The organism is Pseudomonas proteolytica, assembly GCF_007858275.1.
Taxonomy (GTDB): domain Bacteria; phylum Pseudomonadota; class Gammaproteobacteria; order Pseudomonadales; family Pseudomonadaceae; genus Aquipseudomonas; species Aquipseudomonas proteolytica.
Map to the genome: position 1 here is coordinate 26,090 of NZ_VFEV01000031.1, position 16,052 is coordinate 42,141.

Below are 16,052 nucleotides of genomic sequence, written 5' to 3' on the forward strand. Positions count from 1 at the left end.
CTGTATGAAATTTCGTAATGGCGCCGAAACTGACGATTGGAGGGCATACCCAAGGCGCCCCTGCCAGAAGGTGCTGGCAGGGCGGTGACTGGCCAGGGGGCTCAGTCCAGCAGAGCTTATGGCTCTTCGGCCTTGAGGTCCTTTTCGATCTTTTGGATTTCCTGGGCAAACGCCTGGTCGAGCAGGCTGGCTCGTTTGCGCCATGGTTTGCGTTCCGGCTCCGGTTGGGCGGCGTAGGTGGTGACTTCCCCGCCGTAAACATCCTTGTAACGTTGCTCCTGGCGCTCAAGTTCCGCGCGCAGTTCGTCTTTCGTCACATTGCTACCTAATTGAGTTGAGTTTGATTCCGGTGAAGCGCGATATCACGAAGAGGCATACGACTCACCACTTCTGAATTGCGCGCGGCCACGGCACCGGGGAAGTACAACTGTCGTAGCAACAGTTTTCTTTTTCAGGCTGGGTACATGCGGCCAAGGCCTGGATAAGGCAAGGGCTGGGTTCAGCGGGATCAAAAATCGCGCGGCAGGCCCACTTCACATTGTCGCAGAGTGCATTATAGCGGCGCATTTGAATAAGACTATCGTCAACAAGTTAAAAAGCGTCAACTTGGCCTGGTGAGAGGGTAGTTCAATAGTGTCGAGAAGTTGGCGCCACTTGCTTAATAACCGGCATGTGACAGTTGAAAGTAAAATTGGCATTAATTAAGTCAACACTGCTGCGCCTGATCCAGGTAGCCAACAAATTGCGATTATCGAATGATCGTCCGATAATCGCCCAATCTTGGCGCCCCTGCCTTGTACATCTGCCGCGCGGCGGCTTGTAATGGCGCTTGAAAATAAGAGAAAGGACCTGAAATGAACGATCAATTGCGCAACTCCTTTGCCTCAGTGGCGCCGCCGATCGTTGCGTCACCGGCCAAACGCATCCAGGCGTTTACCGGCGACCCGGATTTCATGACCTCCCTGGCACGCGGGCTGGCCGTGGTGCAGGCGTTCCAGGAGCGCAAGCGCCACCTGACCATCGCGCAGATCAGCCATCGCACAGAAATCCCCCGCGCTGCCGTCAGGCGTTGCCTGCATACCTTGATCAAACTCGGCTACGCCACCACGGACGGGCGCACCTACTCGCTGTTGCCCAAGGTCCTGACCCTGGGGCATGCCTACCTGTCGTCCACACCCCTGGCGGTTTCTGCCCAGCCCTACCTGGACCGCATGAGCGAGCAGCTTCACGAAGCCTGCAACATGGCGACCCTGGAAGGTGACGACATCCTCTATATCGCCCGCTCCGCCACGACTCAGCGCCTGATCTCGGTGGATCTGTCGGTCGGTGGCCGGCTGCCGGCCTATTGCACGTCCATGGGACGGATCTTGCTGGCCGCCCTGGATGATGCGTCGCTGCAGGACTACCTCGATCATGCCGACCTGCAAACCAAGACCAGCCGCACCCTGACCACGCCCGAAGCGTTGCTGGAATGCCTGCAACAAGTGCGGCAACAGGGTTGGTGCATCGTTGACCAGGAACTGGAGCAGGGCCTGCGCTCCATTGCCGTGCCGGTGTATGACGCGTCTGGCCAGGTGCTGGCTGCGCTGAACGTCAGCACCCACGCCGGCCGGGTCAGCCGTAGCGAGCTGGAGCAACGCTTCCTGCCGAGCATGCTTAGCGCCAGCCAGGAGCTGAGTACCCAGTTGTTTGCTTAAGCTGTTCGGTGACCGCACAGATCCCGGTTTGATGAATTGACGGTGTTTCCCCTGGCTTATTAATGTCGCGGCAGCGTGATTGACCGCGACGGCGTACGCCGCAGGTCTGATTTCGCTCCAATAATAATGACGACTCACCGTCGTCCGCCCGCCATCGGTGTGGAAATAAAAACAATGAATCAGCCTTCGCCTTCTGTTGGTACATGTCTGGACGTGCAGTCCTTTATCAACGCGCAACCTTTGTCCCGCTATCAATGGCGGGTGGTGATCCTGTGTTTCCTGATTGTCTTTCTCGATGGCCTGGATACTGCGGCCATGGGCTTCATTGCGCCGGCGCTGTCCCAGGATTGGGGGATCGACCGCGCCAGCCTCGGCCCGGTGATGAGTGCGGCGTTGATCGGCATGGTGTTTGGCGCCTTGGGCTCGGGGCCCTTGGCCGACCGGTTCGGGCGCAAGGTGGTGCTGGTGGGGGCCGTGCTGGTGTTCGGCGCCTTCAGCCTGGCCTCGGCCTACAGCACCAACGTTGATCAGCTACTGGTGTTGCGGTTCCTGACCGGCCTGGGCCTGGGCGCCGGAATGCCGAACGCCACGACATTGCTGTCTGAATACACCCCGGAGCGCCACAAGTCGTTGTTGGTGACCAGCATGTTCTGTGGTTTCAACCTGGGCATGGCCGGTGGCGGGTTTATCTCGGCCAAGCTCATACCGCTGTTCGGCTGGCACAGCTTGCTGCTGATCGGCGGCATCCTGCCCCTGATCCTGGTGGGGGTGCTGCTGCTGTGGCTGCCGGAGTCGGCGCGCTACCTTGTGGTGCGCAATCGCGGCACCGACAAAGTGCGCAAGGCCCTGGCACCCATCGACCCGGCCACCGTCGCCCAGGCCGCCAGCTTCAGTGTCCCGGAACAGAAAACCGTCAAGGCGCGCAATGTGTTCGCGGTGATCTTCTCCGGCACTTACAGCACCGGCACCTTGTTGCTGTGGCTCACGTACTTCATGGGCCTGGTGATTGTGTACCTGCTGACCAGTTGGTTGCCGACCCTGATGCGTGACAGCGGTGCCAGCATGGAACAGGCGGCGTTCATCGGCGCGTTGTTCCAGTTTGGTGGCGTGCTCAGCGCCGTGGGCGTGGGCTGGGCCATGGACCGGTTCAATCCGCACAAGGTCATCGGTACTTTCTACCTGCTGGCTGGGGTGTTTGCCTACGCCGTGGGCCAAAGCCTGGGCAATATCACCCTTTTGGCCACCCTGGTGTTGATCGCCGGGATGTGTGTCAACGGTGCGCAATCGGCCATGCCTTCGCTGGCCGCGCGGTTCTACCCGACCCAGGGGCGCGCCACGGGTGTCTCGTGGATGCTGGGGATTGGGCGTTTTGGCGCGATCCTCGGCGCATGGATGGGCGCCACCTTGCTGGGGCTGGGCTGGAACTTCGAGCAGGTGCTGACGGCGTTGGTGATTCCGGCTGCATTGGCCACCACTGCGGTGTTGATCAAAGGCCTGGTTAGTCATGCGGATGCCACCTGAGACTTAAAGCCGGCACGCTTCAAAAGTGTGGGAGCGGGCTTGCTCGCGAAGGCGGCGTGTCAGTCAATACATTTTGTCCTGAGCCACCGCCTTCGCGAGCAAGCCCGCTCCCACATGGACGGTGCTCACATTGAATTCAGGGGTGTTTGGCGGAATGTTAGCCAAGCAACAATCTGTTCGATTATCGAACGGATAGTCGATTATCGGATTGTTTGGCTCCAGACCCCGGCTTACTCTTCAAGCACTTCGGCGCTGCCTCCAGCGCCTTTTTCGACCTACATCGGGAGCCCAACCCCATGGCTGAAATCCTTTCGCTGGCTGATGCGGTAAAGCAGTTCGTCAATGACGGTGATACCGTCGCGCTCGAAGGCTTTACCCACCTGATCCCTACAGCGGCAGGTCATGAAATCATTCGTCAGGGCAAGAAAGACCTGACGCTGGTACGCATGACGCCCGACCTGATCTACGACCAACTGATCGGTGCCGGCTGTGCGCGCAAGTTGATTTTCTCGTGGGGCGGCAACCCTGGCGTGGGTTCCCTGCATCGCTTGCGGGACGCGGTCGAGAAGCAATGGCCGCAACCGTTGGAGATCGAAGAACACAGCCATGCGGACCTGGCCAACGCCTACGTGGCCGGCGCTTCCGGCTTGCCGTTCGCAGTGTTGCGGGCGTATGCCGGTTCCGACCTGCCCAAGGTCAACCCATTGATCAAGACCGTGACCTGCCCCTTCACTGGCGAAGTGCTGGCGGCGGTGCCGTCGGTGCGCCCGGACATCACCGTGATCCATGCGCAAAAGGCCGATCGCAAGGGCAACGTGTTGTTGTGGGGGATCCTTGGGGTGCAGAAAGAGGCGGCATTGGCGGCCAAGCGTTGCATCGTCACTGTCGAAGAGATCGTCGATGACCTCAACGCGCCGATGAACGCCTGCGTGCTGCCGACCTGGGCCCTGACCGCCGTGTGCCATGTGCCGGGTGGCGCGCATCCGTCCTACGCCCACGGTTACACCGAGCGCGACAATCGCTTCTATCAAGCCTGGGACCCGATCGCTCGGGATCGTGGGACGTTTACCGCCTGGATCGATGAATACATCCATGGCACCGCCGACTTCAGTCAATTCCAGGCCAAGCTGGCTGCCGCCCAGGAGGCCAAGTAATGACTTACTCGACCAATGAAATGATGACCGTCGCCGCTGCGCGTCGCCTTAAAAACGGCTCGGTATGCTTCGTCGGTATTGGCCTGCCGTCCAAGGCCGCCAACCTGGCGCGCCTGACGTCTTCGCCTGATGTGGTGTTGATCTACGAGTCCGGCCCGATTGGCGCCAAACCCTCGGTACTGCCGCTGTCCATTGGTGACGGCGAACTGGCGGAAACCGCCGATACCGTAGTCCCCACCGGTGAGATTTTTCGCTACTGGCTGCAGGGCGGGCGCATTGACGTCGGCTTTCTAGGCGCGGCCCAGGTCGACCGTTTCGGCAATATCAACACCACCGTGGTCGGTGACTATCATCAGCCCAAGGTGCGCCTGCCGGGCGCCGGTGGCGCGCCGGAAATCGCCGGTTCCGCCAAGAGCGTGCTGATCATCCTCAAGCAGTCGTCCCGTTCGTTTGTCGACAAACTGGACTTCATTACCTCGGTCGGCCATGGCGAAGGCGGCGATTCGCGCAAGCGCCTCGGCCTGCCAGGCGCAGGCCCGGTAGGGATTATTACCGACCTGTGCATCATGGAACCGGAAGAGGGCACCCACGAATTTGTGGTCACGGCTTTGCACCCAGGCGTGACCCGCGAGCAAGTGATCGCCGCCACCGGCTGGGCGGTGCGCTTTGCCGATCAACTCGGCACCAGCGCCGAGCCCACCGACATCGAACTGAACGCCTTGCGCGACCTTGAAGCCCGTACCGCCGCCGCCCATGGCCAAACCCCAGGAGAAGCCTGATGCGCGACGTGTTTATCTGTGATGCGATCCGCACCCCCATCGGCCGCTTCGGCGGTGGCCTGTCCACGGTGCGCGCCGATGACCTGGCGGCCTTGCCGATCAAGGCACTGATGGCGCGCAACCCGTCGGTGGACTGGACCGCGGTCGACGAAGTGTTCCTCGGCTGCGCCAACCAGGCTGGCGAAGACAACCGCAACGTGGCCCGCATGGCTTCGCTGCTGGCCGGCTTGCCATCGAGCATCCCTGGCGTGACCCTCAACCGTTTGTGTGCCTCGGGCATGGACGCCATCGGCACCGCGTTCCGCGCCATCGCCAGTGGCGAAATGGAGCTGGCGATTGCCGGTGGCGTCGAGTCGATGTCCCGTGCGCCGTTCGTGATGGGCAAGGCCGATGCCGCGTTCTCGCGCAACATGAAGCTGGAAGACACCACCATCGGCTGGCGTTTTATCAACCCGTTGATGAAGGCCCAGTACGGCGTCGATGCCATGCCGCAGACCGCTGACAACGTGGCGGACGACTATAAAGTCTCGCGCGCCGACCAGGACGCCTTCGCCTTGCGCAGCCAGCAACGCACGGCCGCTGCCCAGGCTGCCGGGTTCTTCGCTGAAGAAATCGTGCCGGTGCGGGTCGCCCACAAAAAAGGCGAGACCCTGGTGGAGCACGACGAGCATCCACGCGCCGACTCCAGCCTCGAGGCCCTGGCCAAGCTCAAGCCCGTCAATGGTCCGGACAAGACCGTCACCGCCGGCAACGCCTCCGGCGTCAACGATGGCGCTGCCGCCTTGATCCTGGCCAGCGCCGAAGCCGTGAAAAAGCACGGCCTGACTGCCCGCGCCCGCGTGCTGGGCATGGCCAGCGCCGGGGTCGAGCCTCGTGTGATGGGCATCGGCCCGGTGCCTGCGGTGCGCAAACTGGTTGAGCGCCTGGGCCTGGCCGTCAGCGACTTTGATGTGATCGAACTCAACGAAGCCTTTGCCAGCCAAGGCCTGGCGGTGCTGCGCGAGTTGGGCCTGGCGGACGACGCAACCCAGGTCAATCCCAACGGTGGCGCAATTGCCTTGGGCCATCCGCTGGGCATGAGCGGTGCGCGCCTGGTGTTGACCGCGCTGCATCAACTGGAAAAAACCGGCGGCAGCAAAGGCCTGGCGACCATGTGTGTTGGCGTCGGCCAAGGCCTGGCCCTGGCGATTGAACGCGTTTGAGACTGACAAGAATAAAGAGGATGACTCCATGAGTGACAAGCCCGGATACCGGCGCCCGCAAGCGGGTACTCAGCCTGATTACCTGCACCCGGCGTACCAATCGACGAACCTGCGTTCGCCGTCCAAGCCGTTGGTGTTTCTGCCCCATTCGCTATCGGAAATCACCGGCCCGACCATCGGCGCCGAACGCATTGCCGAGCACGACAATGACCTGACTGCCCAGCACGATGGCGAACCCCAAGGCGAGCGCATCATCATTCACGGTCGGGTCCTGGATGAAAACGGCCTGCCTGTGCCGGGCATCCTGGTCGAGATCTGGCAGGCCAACGCTGCCGGTCGCTACAACCACAAGCGCGACTTGCACGATGCGCCCCTGGATCCGAACTTCACCGGCACCGGTCGCACCGTTACCGATGCCGATGGCTGGTACCAGTTCCAGACCATCAAGCCTGGGGCCTATCCGTGGGGCAACCATCACAACGCCTGGCGTCCGGCGCACATTCACTTTTCGCTGTTCGGCCCCAGCGTGCTGACGCGCTTGGTGACCCAAATGTACTTCCCTGGCGACCCGCTGCTGGCCTATGACCCGATCTACAACTGCGTGCCCGACACTTCGGCCAAGGAACGCCTGATCGCCAGTTTCGACCTGGAAAAGACCGTGCCGCACTACGCCCTCGGCTACCGCTGGGACATCGTCCTGCGCGGCCGTGACGCCACGCCGATGGAGAAATGACATGACCCTTAACGCAACCACGTCCCACACCGTCGGGCCGTACTATCACATCGGCCTGACCTGGCTGAACCGCGAAGACCTGGCCAACGCCGGTACCCTCGGCGAGCGCGTGGCGATCACCGGGCAAGTGGTGGATGGCAATGGCGATGTGGTCAACGACGCCATGCTGGAAGTCTGGCAGGCCAACGCCGCCGGCAAATATGACCACCCCGAGGATGACCAGGACAAAGCCCTGGACCCCAACTTCGAAGGGTTTGGCCGGGTCCCGGTGGATGGTGAAGGGCGTTTCCGTTTCAGCACCATCAAGCCCGGCAGCGTGCCGGGCCTCAAGGGCACGACCCAGGCGCCGCATCTGGTGGTGCTGGTGTTTGCCCGTGGGTTGGTGAAGCACTTGCTGACGCGGATTTATTTCGATGGCGAGGCGGCCAATGGCGATGACCCGCTGCTGGCGTGTGTGCCGGCAGAGCGGCGGCGGACTTTGGTGGCCAAGGCGGATGCGGCGGGGGTTTATCAGTGGAATGTGGTGCTGCAGGGGACAGATGAAGAAACGGTGTTTTTCGATTACTGAGTAGTCGGAAGGGCCCCATCGCGGGCAAGCCCGCTCCCACATTGGAATGCGATCACCTGTGGGAGCTGGCTTGCCTGCGATGAGGTCGGTACAGGCGCCCACAATCCAAAGGTCTGCTTGCGGAACGAGGTTGTTGCAAAGTATGTCTAGACTCTAACCCGTTCCCCTCGAGTGAAAACAACATGACAACGAATACCAGTCACTACACCGGAGAAGAACGCAGCAAAAGGATTTTTGCGATTGTCGGGGCCTCTTCCGGCAACCTGGTCGAATGGTTCGACTTCTACGTGTACGCCTTCTGCGCCATCTATTTTGCCCCGGCGTTTTTCCCCTCCGACGACCCCACGGTGCAACTGCTCAACACCGCGGGCGTGTTCGCCGCAGGCTTTCTGATGCGCCCCATCGGTGGCTGGCTGTTTGGCCGGGTCGCCGACAAGCACGGGCGCAAGAACTCCATGATGATCTCGGTGCTGATGATGTGTGCCGGCTCGCTGGTCATCGCTTTTCTGCCCACCTATAAAGACATCGGCGCCTGGGCGCCGGCGCTGCTGTTGATGGCGCGCTTGTTCCAGGGCCTGTCGGTGGGCGGCGAGTACGGCACCACGGCAACCTACATGAGTGAAGTTGCACTCAAGGGCCAGCGCGGCTTCTTCGCGTCGTTCCAATACGTGACATTGATCGGCGGGCAACTGCTGGCGGTGTCGGTGGTGGTGATCCTGCAACAACTGCTCACCGAAGACGAACTGCGGGCCTGGGGCTGGCGCATTCCGTTTGTGATCGGTGCGGTGGCGGCGGTGATTTCGCTGTTGCTGCGCCGCTCCCTGAAAGAAACCACCAGCAAGGAAATGCGTGACAACAAGGACGCCGGCAGCATTGCCGCGCTGTTCCGTGATCACAAGGCCGCGTTTATCACCGTGCTGGGCTACACCGCTGGCGGCTCGCTGATTTTCTACACCTTCACCACCTACATGCAGAAGTACCTGGTGAACACCGCCGGCATGCACGCCAAGACCGCCAGCTACATCATGACCGGCGCGCTGTTCCTCTACATGTGCATGCAGCCGCTGTTCGGCATGCTCTCGGACAAGATCGGCCGCCGTAACTCGATGCTCTGGTTCGGCGCCCTCGGCACCCTGTGCACGGTGCCGATCCTGCTGACCCTGAAAACCGTGACCAGCCCGTTCCTGGCCTTTGTACTGATTACTCTGGCGCTGGCGATTGTGAGTTTCTACACCTCCATCAGCGGCCTGGTAAAAGCGGAAATGTTCCCGCCACAAGTACGCGCCCTTGGTGTAGGCCTGGCCTATGCGGTGGCCAATGCGATCTTCGGTGGTTCGGCCGAATACGTGGCCCTGGGCCTGAAGTCCATCGGCCTGGAAAACACCTTCTACTGGTACGTGACCGGCATGATGGCCATTGCGTTCCTGTTCAGCCTGCGCCTGCCGAAACAGGCTGAGTACTTGCACCACGATCTGTAAGGGATGAGTTATGACACTGCGCACGAGCAACCAATTGTTCGACGCTTACTTCACCGCCGATAGCATGGCCGAGGTGTTCTGTGACCAGGGACGCTTGCAGGGCATGCTGGATTTTGAAGCCGGATTGGCCCGGGCGCAGGCCCGGGTCGGGTTGATCCCGCCGGCCGCCGTGGCACCGATTGCCCAGGCCTGCCTGGCCTCGTTGTACGACGTGGATGCCCTCGGCGTAGCGATTGCCACGGCGGGCAATTCGGCGATTCCGTTGGTCAAGGCCCTGGGCAAGTTGATTGCCAGTGAAGACGCCGGCGCCGAGCGTTATGTGCATCTGGGCGCCACCAGCCAGGATGTGATGGACACCGGCCTGGTACTGCAACTGCGCCAGGCGCTGGTGCTGATCGAGGCAGACCTGGCCCGGCTGGGCGCGGTGCTCGCCGCCCAGGCGCAGCGCTATGCCGACGTGCCATTGGCCGGGCGTACCTGGTTACAGCACGCCACGCCGGTCACCCTGGGGATGAAAATCGCCGGTTGGCTGGGGGCGGTGACGCGCAGTCGCCAACGGCTGCTGGAGTTGAAGCCACGCCTGCTGGTCCTGCAATTCGGCGGGGCGTCCGGTACCTTGGCGGCGTTGGGCGAACAGGCGATGCCGGTGGCGCAAGCCCTGGCGGCGGAGTTGCAACTGACGCTGCCGGAACAACCCTGGCACACCCAGCGTGATCGGTTGGTGGAGTTTGCCAGCGTCCTTGGCCTGATCGCCGGCAGCCTCGGCAAGCTCGGTCGGGATATCAGCCTGTTGATGCAGACCGAAGCGGCGGAAGTGTTCGAGCCGTCGGCACCGGGCAAGGGCGGTTCCTCGACCATGCCGCACAAACGCAACCCGGTGGGCGCCGCTGTACTGATCAGTGCGGCCACCCGTGTGCCTGGCCTGGTATCGACGATGTTCAGCGCCATGCCCCAGGAACACGAACGCAGCCTGGGCCTGTGGCATGCCGAGTGGGAGACCTTGCCCGAAATCTGCCGCTTGGTGTCCGGCGCCTTGCACCAAGCGCTGCTGGTGAGCGAAGGCCTGGAAGTCGACGCGCAACGCATGGGCAAAAATCTCGACCTGACCCAGGGGTTGGTGCTGGCCGAAGCCGTCAGTATCGTGCTCGCCCAGCGCCTGGGACGTGAAACCGCCCATCACTTACTGGAGCAGTGCTGCAAACGCGCCGTCGCCGAGCAGCGCCATTTGCGCGCGGTGTTGGCCGATGAGCCGCAAGTCACCGCAGAGCTGTCGGCGCTGGAGTTGGATCGCCTGCTGGACCCGGCGCATTACCTGGGCCAGGCACAGACCTGGGTCAGCCGCGCCGTGGCCGAACACTTTGCATTTTCTGCCTGAGGAGGCTGCTGTGGGATCTGTACAACTCGCCGATGGCGAACTGAATTACCAACTGGAAGGCCCCGAAGGTGCGCCGGTATTGGTGCTGTCCAACTCACTGGGCACTGACCTACGGATGTGGGACACGCAAATGCCGGCGTTCACCGAGCACTTTCGGGTGCTGCGCCTGGACACTCGTGGCCATGGCAAATCCCTGGTCACCGCAGGCCCCTACAGCATCGAACAGCTAGGGCGGGATGTGCTGGCGCTGCTGGATGCGCTGAACATCGAACGCGCGCATTTCTGCGGCTTGTCCATGGGCGGCCTGATTGGCCAGTGGCTGGGCATCAATGCTGGCGAGCGCTTGCTCAAACTGGTGGTGTGCAACACCGCAGCGAAAATCGGTACTGCGGATATCTGGAACCCTCGAATAGAAATGGTCTTGCGCGATGGCCCGGCGGCCATGGTAGCGCTGCGCGATGCGTCGATTGCGCGCTGGTTTACCGCAGACTTTGCCCAGGCCCATCCCGAGCAGGCCCAGCGGATTACCGACATGCTGGCCGCCACCGATCCCGCCGGTTACGCCGCCAACTGTGGCGCGGTGCGCGATGCCGATTTGCGCGAGCAAGTGTCGTTGATCAGCGTGCCGACCCTGGTGATCGCCGGTACCGAAGATGCGGTGACACCGCCGTCTGGCAGCCGCTTTATCCAGGAGCAGGTACGGGGGGCTGAGTACGCGGAGTTCTACGCGGCACACCTGTCCAACGTACAGGCCGGGGCTGCGTTCAGCGATCGGGTGCTGGCCTTTTTGTTAGCTGATTGATGGGGTTTGGGTTTGGGTTTGGTTGTGGTTGTGGTTGTGGTTGTGGTTGTGGCGAGCGGGCTTGTCCCGCGTTGGGCTGCGCAGCAGCCCCCAAATCAGTCACCTCGAACGATCTGATAAACATCGTGATCTTGTTGGGGCTGCTGCGCAGCCCAGCGCGGGACAAGCCCGCTCGCCACAACAAGCCCGCTCGCCACAGCAGCCCGCAGTCAATATAGGAGAATTTTGTGGACGAGAAACAACGTTATGCCGATGGCCTCAAGGTCCGTCGTGAAGTGCTGGGCGATGCCCATGTCGATCGCAGCCTCAATGCCCTGACCGAGTTCAACAGCGAGTTCCAGGAAATGATCACCCGCCACGCCTGGGGTGACATCTGGACCCGCCCGGGTTTGCCCCGGCACACTCGCAGCCTGATCACCATCGCGATGCTGATCGGCATGAACCGCAACGAAGAGCTCAAGCTGCACCTGCGGGCCGCCGCCAGCAATGGCGTGACCCGCGCCGAGATCAAGGAAGTGCTGATGCAGAGCGCGATCTACTGTGGGATCCCGGCGGCCAATGCGACCTTCCACCTGGCGGAGTCGGTATGGGATGAGTTGGGGGTTGAGTCGCGCGGTTAAGGGCGGCTCCTCCCCCTCATGCATCGCTCAGGGCGGCTGATTATTGCTCAGTCAACGTGAGAGTAAGACTTGCGCAGGGGAAAGCCCATTTCTTCACGCAGCGCATTTTCGGTAAAGGTCTTGGGGTTGGTTGTCGTGGGGGGAGTGGCGCGGTCGTTGTCAAAATCAAAGGCCGGTGCATCGGTCTCCACGCCAACGGCTTGTCGCTCTGAGTTGGGCTCTGGAACCTCCAGATCAGGTCGGGTGGTTGTACCCGGTAAGAAAGTGCCATTGGCGCCGTTATAGGCATGTGCCATTTCATGGTAGAGGTCGACTATCGGCGGTACGAGGGTGGGAGTGAATATGATGCGCGGGTTGATGTGTATCGTTGCGCTGGTCGCCACGGAACCCTTGGTATTGTCGTGGATGAAACCTAACTGTGCGGACTCGCTGATATCGTCATAGTCCTTGAGTTGTTTGTCGGTTTCTCTTGTGAACGCGTTGGCGAACGAATAGTTAGAGCGGGTCAAGGTTTCTTTGATCGTGACGGGAGCACCATTGCGCTCGGCGGCCTGGTCTAACTCGGAGAGCATCTTTTGCGCAGTCGGCGAGTTTCTAAAAAACTCAAGATCATCTTCTGTACGCTGTCGGAACTTATCTGTGCCTTCGATATTCAAGCCCTTATTGCCGGCATCGCTTATTGTGACTTGTCTTAATGTAGAACCGGGAACCCGGCACACACGATCCCCGGCATCGGCATAGACTTTGTCGCGGGCATCGTTTGCAAAGACGGTGTCCCGGCCCCGCCCGGTATAAAAGGTGGTAGGGCCTCTTCCGTACATAAAGTCCTGGCCGGGGCCACCGTGCATCACGTTAAAGGGGCTTTCGCTGATCATGAAGTCGTCGCCTGCGCCCCCATCCATGTAGCTGAATGTACCTTTGCTCCCCGCGCCAGAAAACATCTGGTCTCTGCCGGCATTTCCATACATCACGGATTTACCGGTCCCGCCTTTCATTTTGTCATCGCCACTGTTGCCTTCGGCATAACCGGCCCCGCTGCCCAAGGTGATGTCATCATTTCCAGCCCCGCCATAGACTGCAGTCAAACCACTGCCAAGGGCCTCAATCTGGTCATTACCTCTGCCACCTTCAATGGTAATGGGTACGGTGACGCTGGGATCAACCTTGATTTTGTCATTGCCACCTTTGGATTTTATGTGCAGTTCTTCAGGGTAGTTTTCATGGTTGTTGAGCTTTAAAGTGTAATGAGCGCCATTGACTTGCAAGTTGATTTCGTTGGCTGAAGGTTGGCTGACTTTTATAGTGTCTGCTTTGTCTCCGGTTTCGATTTGAAGTACGTTGTTGATATTTCTATAGTTATCCTCTTTTTCAATTGTCCAGGAGGACTTATGGATGACTTTTATGTTGTTATCGCTAAAGAGTGGCGCCGAGTTTGTGTAGTTTGGGTATTTCTCGACGTAATTCTGCTCGGGTAGGAGTTTTGACTTTGATGTAAAGCGGGTGGTCGCTTCTTGTATGTGGGGGCTTTGAATTACGGTAACGGCGGGAGTGGTTCTTTGGCCGGAAGTTTCGGAGGGTGGGGTAGAAAGGGCGACGTTGGGATATGTTGCAGCAGGTAAGTTAACCATTACAGACTCTCGCTAGGACGTATGCACTTTGAGAGTCGGTGGTGGGTTGTTGGGTAAACGTTCCTGAAGAAAGTAATACCGGTTTTTTTAATGACTTAAAGTATCTGGCTCACGATAGTCGACAGATACTCATGGAGAAGGTGTGTTTTATTCCGGGTTCACGCGCCTCATCGGGCGTCCGCGTCCCACACCCAATTCCACATACCGGGCAACTGCACCACCTCGTGGAGGTCTTTTACCGTGCGGGCCAGGGCGCCACGTTCCAGCGCCGAGCGGTCGCTGTAGAACGGTTCAGCGGCAGTTTTCAAGCCATTGGCCTGGGCGCTGTCCATCAGGATCTGCAGGTATTCCTGCAGGTGCCGGGCGGTATAGCGGTTGATGTCGTGAAAGGTGACGACCACGGGAATCACCCCGTCGACGGTCGGCAACTGGCCCAGGGCAATGCGTTCGCGCACCAGCGACAGCTGCCGCAACAGGTTGGCGCGGCGCTGGGGGCTGGCATTGAAGCCCCAGATCTTGCCGTCATTGGCACTCAAATCGGTCAACAGAATGTGCATGCCGTGGCGCTGGTACGCGGCGAAGGTCCGTCGGTCGTAGTTCCAGAACGGTGGGCGTACCAGCCTCGGTGCGGCGCCGGTGATCGAGGCGATGCTCGCGGCGCCCTGGCGCAGGGTCTGTTCCAGGTCGTTGTCATTGAGCAGACGGTGATTGCTGTGCCAGCGCGTGGCAGTGTGAAACGCCAGGATGTGGCCGGCAGCGTGCTCACGCGCCATGGTCTTGCGCCCGCGCGGGCTGCCACCGGCGCGCCAGGCGTCGGTCTGTAAAAAGAAGATCGCCTTGATCCCCGGTTGCACCGGGTTGTCGGCCAGGTCCTGAATCACCGAACGGCTGGGGTTGGCGTAGCCCGAAGCACTGGGGCCATCATCGAAGGTCAGCAAAAAGCGGATCGGCGCCTGGGTTTGCAGGCGTTGTGCGGTCAGTGGCGTCAACGCTACGGGCGCGCCGATGCAGCCACTGAGGCAAAGTGCCAGGGCGAACAGGGCGGTAGCGAGGACGGCGGGCTTCATGGTGTGCGCGGGCTCAGGTATAGGCCGCTACTGAGTGGGATCAGCAGCGGCAGGCGCGCACCATACAGCAAGATTGTCGCCGGTTTACAGCAGACTTATCGGATAGCTGACGATCAACCGGTTTTCATCAAATTCGTTGTTGCTGTAGTCCCGACGCATGCTGGAATTGCGCCAGCGCAGGGTAAGGTTTTTCAGGCTGCCGCTTTGCACGGTGTAGCCGACTTCGCTTTCCCGGCCCCATTCCTTGCCGTCGCTGACGGTGGCGGTATGCACGTTGCTGCCGCTGATGTAGCGGTTCATCAGGGTCAGCCCGGGCACGCCGAGCGCGGCGAAGTTGTAGTCATGGCGCAGCTGCCAGGATTTTTCCTCGGCGTTGTCATAGCTGGCATTGAAGCTGTCGTTGGCCAGGGTGCCGCCGCTGGTGCCATTGACCCGCATCCACGCGCTGTCGCCACTGAGTTTTTGCAGGCCGACGTAGAAGGTGTTGCCGCCGTACTTGGCCGAGAACAGGCCGGACCAGGTCTTGTTGTCCAGGTTGCCGGCACGGGCGCTGCCGTCCTCCTTGCCGTAGAAGAAGCCCAGGTTGGCGCCCAGGGTCCAGTCGCCCACGGGCTGGCTGTGGGTCAGGTTGAGGTATTGCTGGCGGTAGATGTCCTTGAGCTGGGCATTCCACACGCCGACCTGGGTGCGCTTGTCGTTGAATGCATATTCGGCGCCCTGGAAGTTGAAGCGATCGGAGGTGAAGGCAGTTTTACCGAACATCGACATGTCGGTCATGCTGCTGTCATCGCGCGGGCTGTTGGCGCGGAACTGGCCGCCATACAGGCTCAGGCCGTCGATCTCTCTGGAGGTGATCTGCCCGCCGCGCAGGGTTTGCGGCAGGGAGCGACCGTCGTCCGAACGCAGGATCGGCAACACCGGCATCCACTCGCCGACTTTCAGCTCGGTCTTGGAAAACCGCGCCTTGAACGCCACCCCCAGGCGACCGAAGTTGTCCGCTGGTTTGCCGTCGTGATCCAGGGGCAGCAGTTGAGTGCCGCCAGAGCCGCCGCCGCCGTCGAGCTTTTGCGAGTACATACCCAGCACGTCCACGCCAAAACCCACGGTGCCCTGGGTGAAGCCGGACTTGGCGTCGAGGATGAAACTCTGCGTCCACTCCTGCGCACCGCCCTGGGTCTTGGTCGGGTTGGTGAAATTGCGGTTGAAGAAGAAGTTGCGCAGGTTGAGGTTGGCGCTGGCATCTTCGAGAAATCCGTGCTCTTCGGCGACAGCGGGAAGGGCAAGGCTGGCGACAGCGGTAGCCAGCAATAGCCGGCGAGGGTGCAAAGTGCTCATGGCGTGGGACCTGTTGTTATTGGTGGTTTTCAGGTGCGGGCCATGGTGCGTGGCGTTGCCGGGGCGATTCAATTGGGGGAGGGCGGGTTTTGG

15 protein-coding genes are annotated in these 16,052 nt (G+C 60.9%); 11 read left to right on the forward strand and 4 right to left on the reverse strand.

Going from position 1 to position 16,052, the window contains the following annotated elements; genetic code table 11:
* Nucleotides 1-116: 116 nt before the first annotated feature.
* Entirely contained in the window at nucleotides 117-317 is a 201-nt protein-coding gene (locus tag FIV38_RS20760; RefSeq protein WP_029297082.1) for a hypothetical protein, read from the reverse strand.
* A 537-nt stretch (nucleotides 318-854) separates the two neighbouring features.
* On the opposite strand from FIV38_RS20760, the gene pcaR reads away from it, so the two are divergent.
* The 11 genes from pcaR (at nucleotide 855) to pcaC (ending at nucleotide 11,929) form a co-directional block, all read left to right on the forward strand.
* Complete coding sequence (pcaR, locus tag FIV38_RS20765; RefSeq protein WP_092234112.1) at nucleotides 855-1,697, forward strand: pca regulon transcriptional regulator PcaR; 843 nt, start codon at nucleotides 855-857, stop codon at nucleotides 1,695-1,697.
* 174 nt (nucleotides 1,698-1,871) lie between these two features.
* Nucleotides 1,872-3,218 carry a 4-hydroxybenzoate transporter PcaK gene (pcaK, locus tag FIV38_RS20770; protein ID WP_029297078.1) on the forward strand — a complete coding sequence of 449 codons (1,347 nt, stop codon included), beginning with the start codon at nucleotides 1,872-1,874 and terminating at the stop codon, nucleotides 3,216-3,218.
* Nucleotides 3,219-3,514: 296 nt separating this feature from the next.
* Nucleotides 3,515-4,372, forward strand: a complete 858-nt coding sequence (locus FIV38_RS20775) for a CoA transferase subunit A (RefSeq protein WP_029297076.1) — start codon at nucleotides 3,515-3,517, stop codon at nucleotides 4,370-4,372.
* Nucleotides 4,372-5,151: a CoA-transferase subunit beta gene (locus tag FIV38_RS20780; RefSeq protein ID WP_029297074.1), complete on the forward strand. Its 780-nt coding sequence runs from the start codon at nucleotides 4,372-4,374 to the stop codon at nucleotides 5,149-5,151. The genes FIV38_RS20775 and FIV38_RS20780 overlap by 1 nt, the downstream gene beginning before the upstream one ends.
* Nucleotides 5,148-6,353 (forward strand): 3-oxoadipyl-CoA thiolase, encoded by a 1,206-nt coding sequence (pcaF, locus tag FIV38_RS20785; protein WP_169852022.1) that lies wholly within the window; start codon nucleotides 5,148-5,150, stop codon nucleotides 6,351-6,353. Before FIV38_RS20780 ends, pcaF begins: the two co-directional genes overlap by 4 nt.
* A 28-nt stretch (nucleotides 6,354-6,381) precedes the next feature.
* On the forward strand, nucleotides 6,382-7,086 hold the full coding sequence (gene pcaH, locus FIV38_RS20790; RefSeq protein WP_070995774.1) for a protocatechuate 3,4-dioxygenase subunit beta: 705 nt from the start codon (nucleotides 6,382-6,384) through the stop codon (nucleotides 7,084-7,086).
* Between the two features lies 1 nt (nucleotide 7,087).
* The gene (gene pcaG, locus FIV38_RS20795) at nucleotides 7,088-7,654 is read left to right on the forward strand and encodes a protocatechuate 3,4-dioxygenase subunit alpha (protein ID WP_092234115.1); all 567 of its coding nucleotides are present in this window, start codon (nucleotides 7,088-7,090) and stop codon (nucleotides 7,652-7,654) included.
* Nucleotides 7,655-7,836: 182 nt separating this feature from the next.
* Nucleotides 7,837-9,132, forward strand: coding sequence for an MFS family transporter (locus FIV38_RS20800; RefSeq protein WP_029297066.1), 1,296 nt, complete (start codon nucleotides 7,837-7,839; stop codon nucleotides 9,130-9,132).
* A gap of 10 nt (nucleotides 9,133-9,142) precedes the next feature.
* Nucleotides 9,143-10,507, forward strand: a complete 1,365-nt coding sequence (locus FIV38_RS20805) for a 3-carboxy-cis,cis-muconate cycloisomerase (protein WP_092234118.1) — start codon at nucleotides 9,143-9,145, stop codon at nucleotides 10,505-10,507.
* Nucleotides 10,508-10,517: 10 nt separating this feature from the next.
* Complete coding sequence (gene pcaD, locus FIV38_RS20810; protein WP_092234121.1) at nucleotides 10,518-11,309, forward strand: 3-oxoadipate enol-lactonase; 792 nt, start codon at nucleotides 10,518-10,520, stop codon at nucleotides 11,307-11,309.
* 227 nt (nucleotides 11,310-11,536) lie between these two features.
* Nucleotides 11,537-11,929 (forward strand): 4-carboxymuconolactone decarboxylase, encoded by a 393-nt coding sequence (gene pcaC / locus FIV38_RS20815; protein WP_029297061.1) that lies wholly within the window; start codon nucleotides 11,537-11,539, stop codon nucleotides 11,927-11,929.
* A 47-nt stretch (nucleotides 11,930-11,976) separates the two neighbouring features.
* Here pcaC and FIV38_RS20820 read toward each other — a convergent pair whose 3' ends face one another.
* The 3 genes from FIV38_RS20820 to FIV38_RS20830 all read right to left on the reverse strand — a co-directional run bounded on the left by FIV38_RS20820 (nucleotide 11,977) and on the right by FIV38_RS20830 (nucleotide 15,959).
* A complete protein-coding gene (locus tag FIV38_RS20820) occupies nucleotides 11,977-13,557 on the reverse strand; it encodes a M91 family zinc metallopeptidase (protein ID WP_092234123.1) in 1,581 nt (526 codons plus the stop codon).
* 167 nt (nucleotides 13,558-13,724) lie between these two features.
* Nucleotides 13,725-14,624, reverse strand: coding sequence for a polysaccharide deacetylase family protein (locus FIV38_RS20825; protein WP_092234126.1), 900 nt, complete (start codon nucleotides 14,622-14,624; stop codon nucleotides 13,725-13,727).
* A gap of 84 nt (nucleotides 14,625-14,708) precedes the next feature.
* The gene (locus FIV38_RS20830) at nucleotides 14,709-15,959 is read right to left on the reverse strand and encodes an OprD family porin (RefSeq protein ID WP_092234129.1); all 1,251 of its coding nucleotides are present in this window, start codon (nucleotides 15,957-15,959) and stop codon (nucleotides 14,709-14,711) included.
* Between the last annotated feature and the right edge of the window lie 93 nt (nucleotides 15,960-16,052).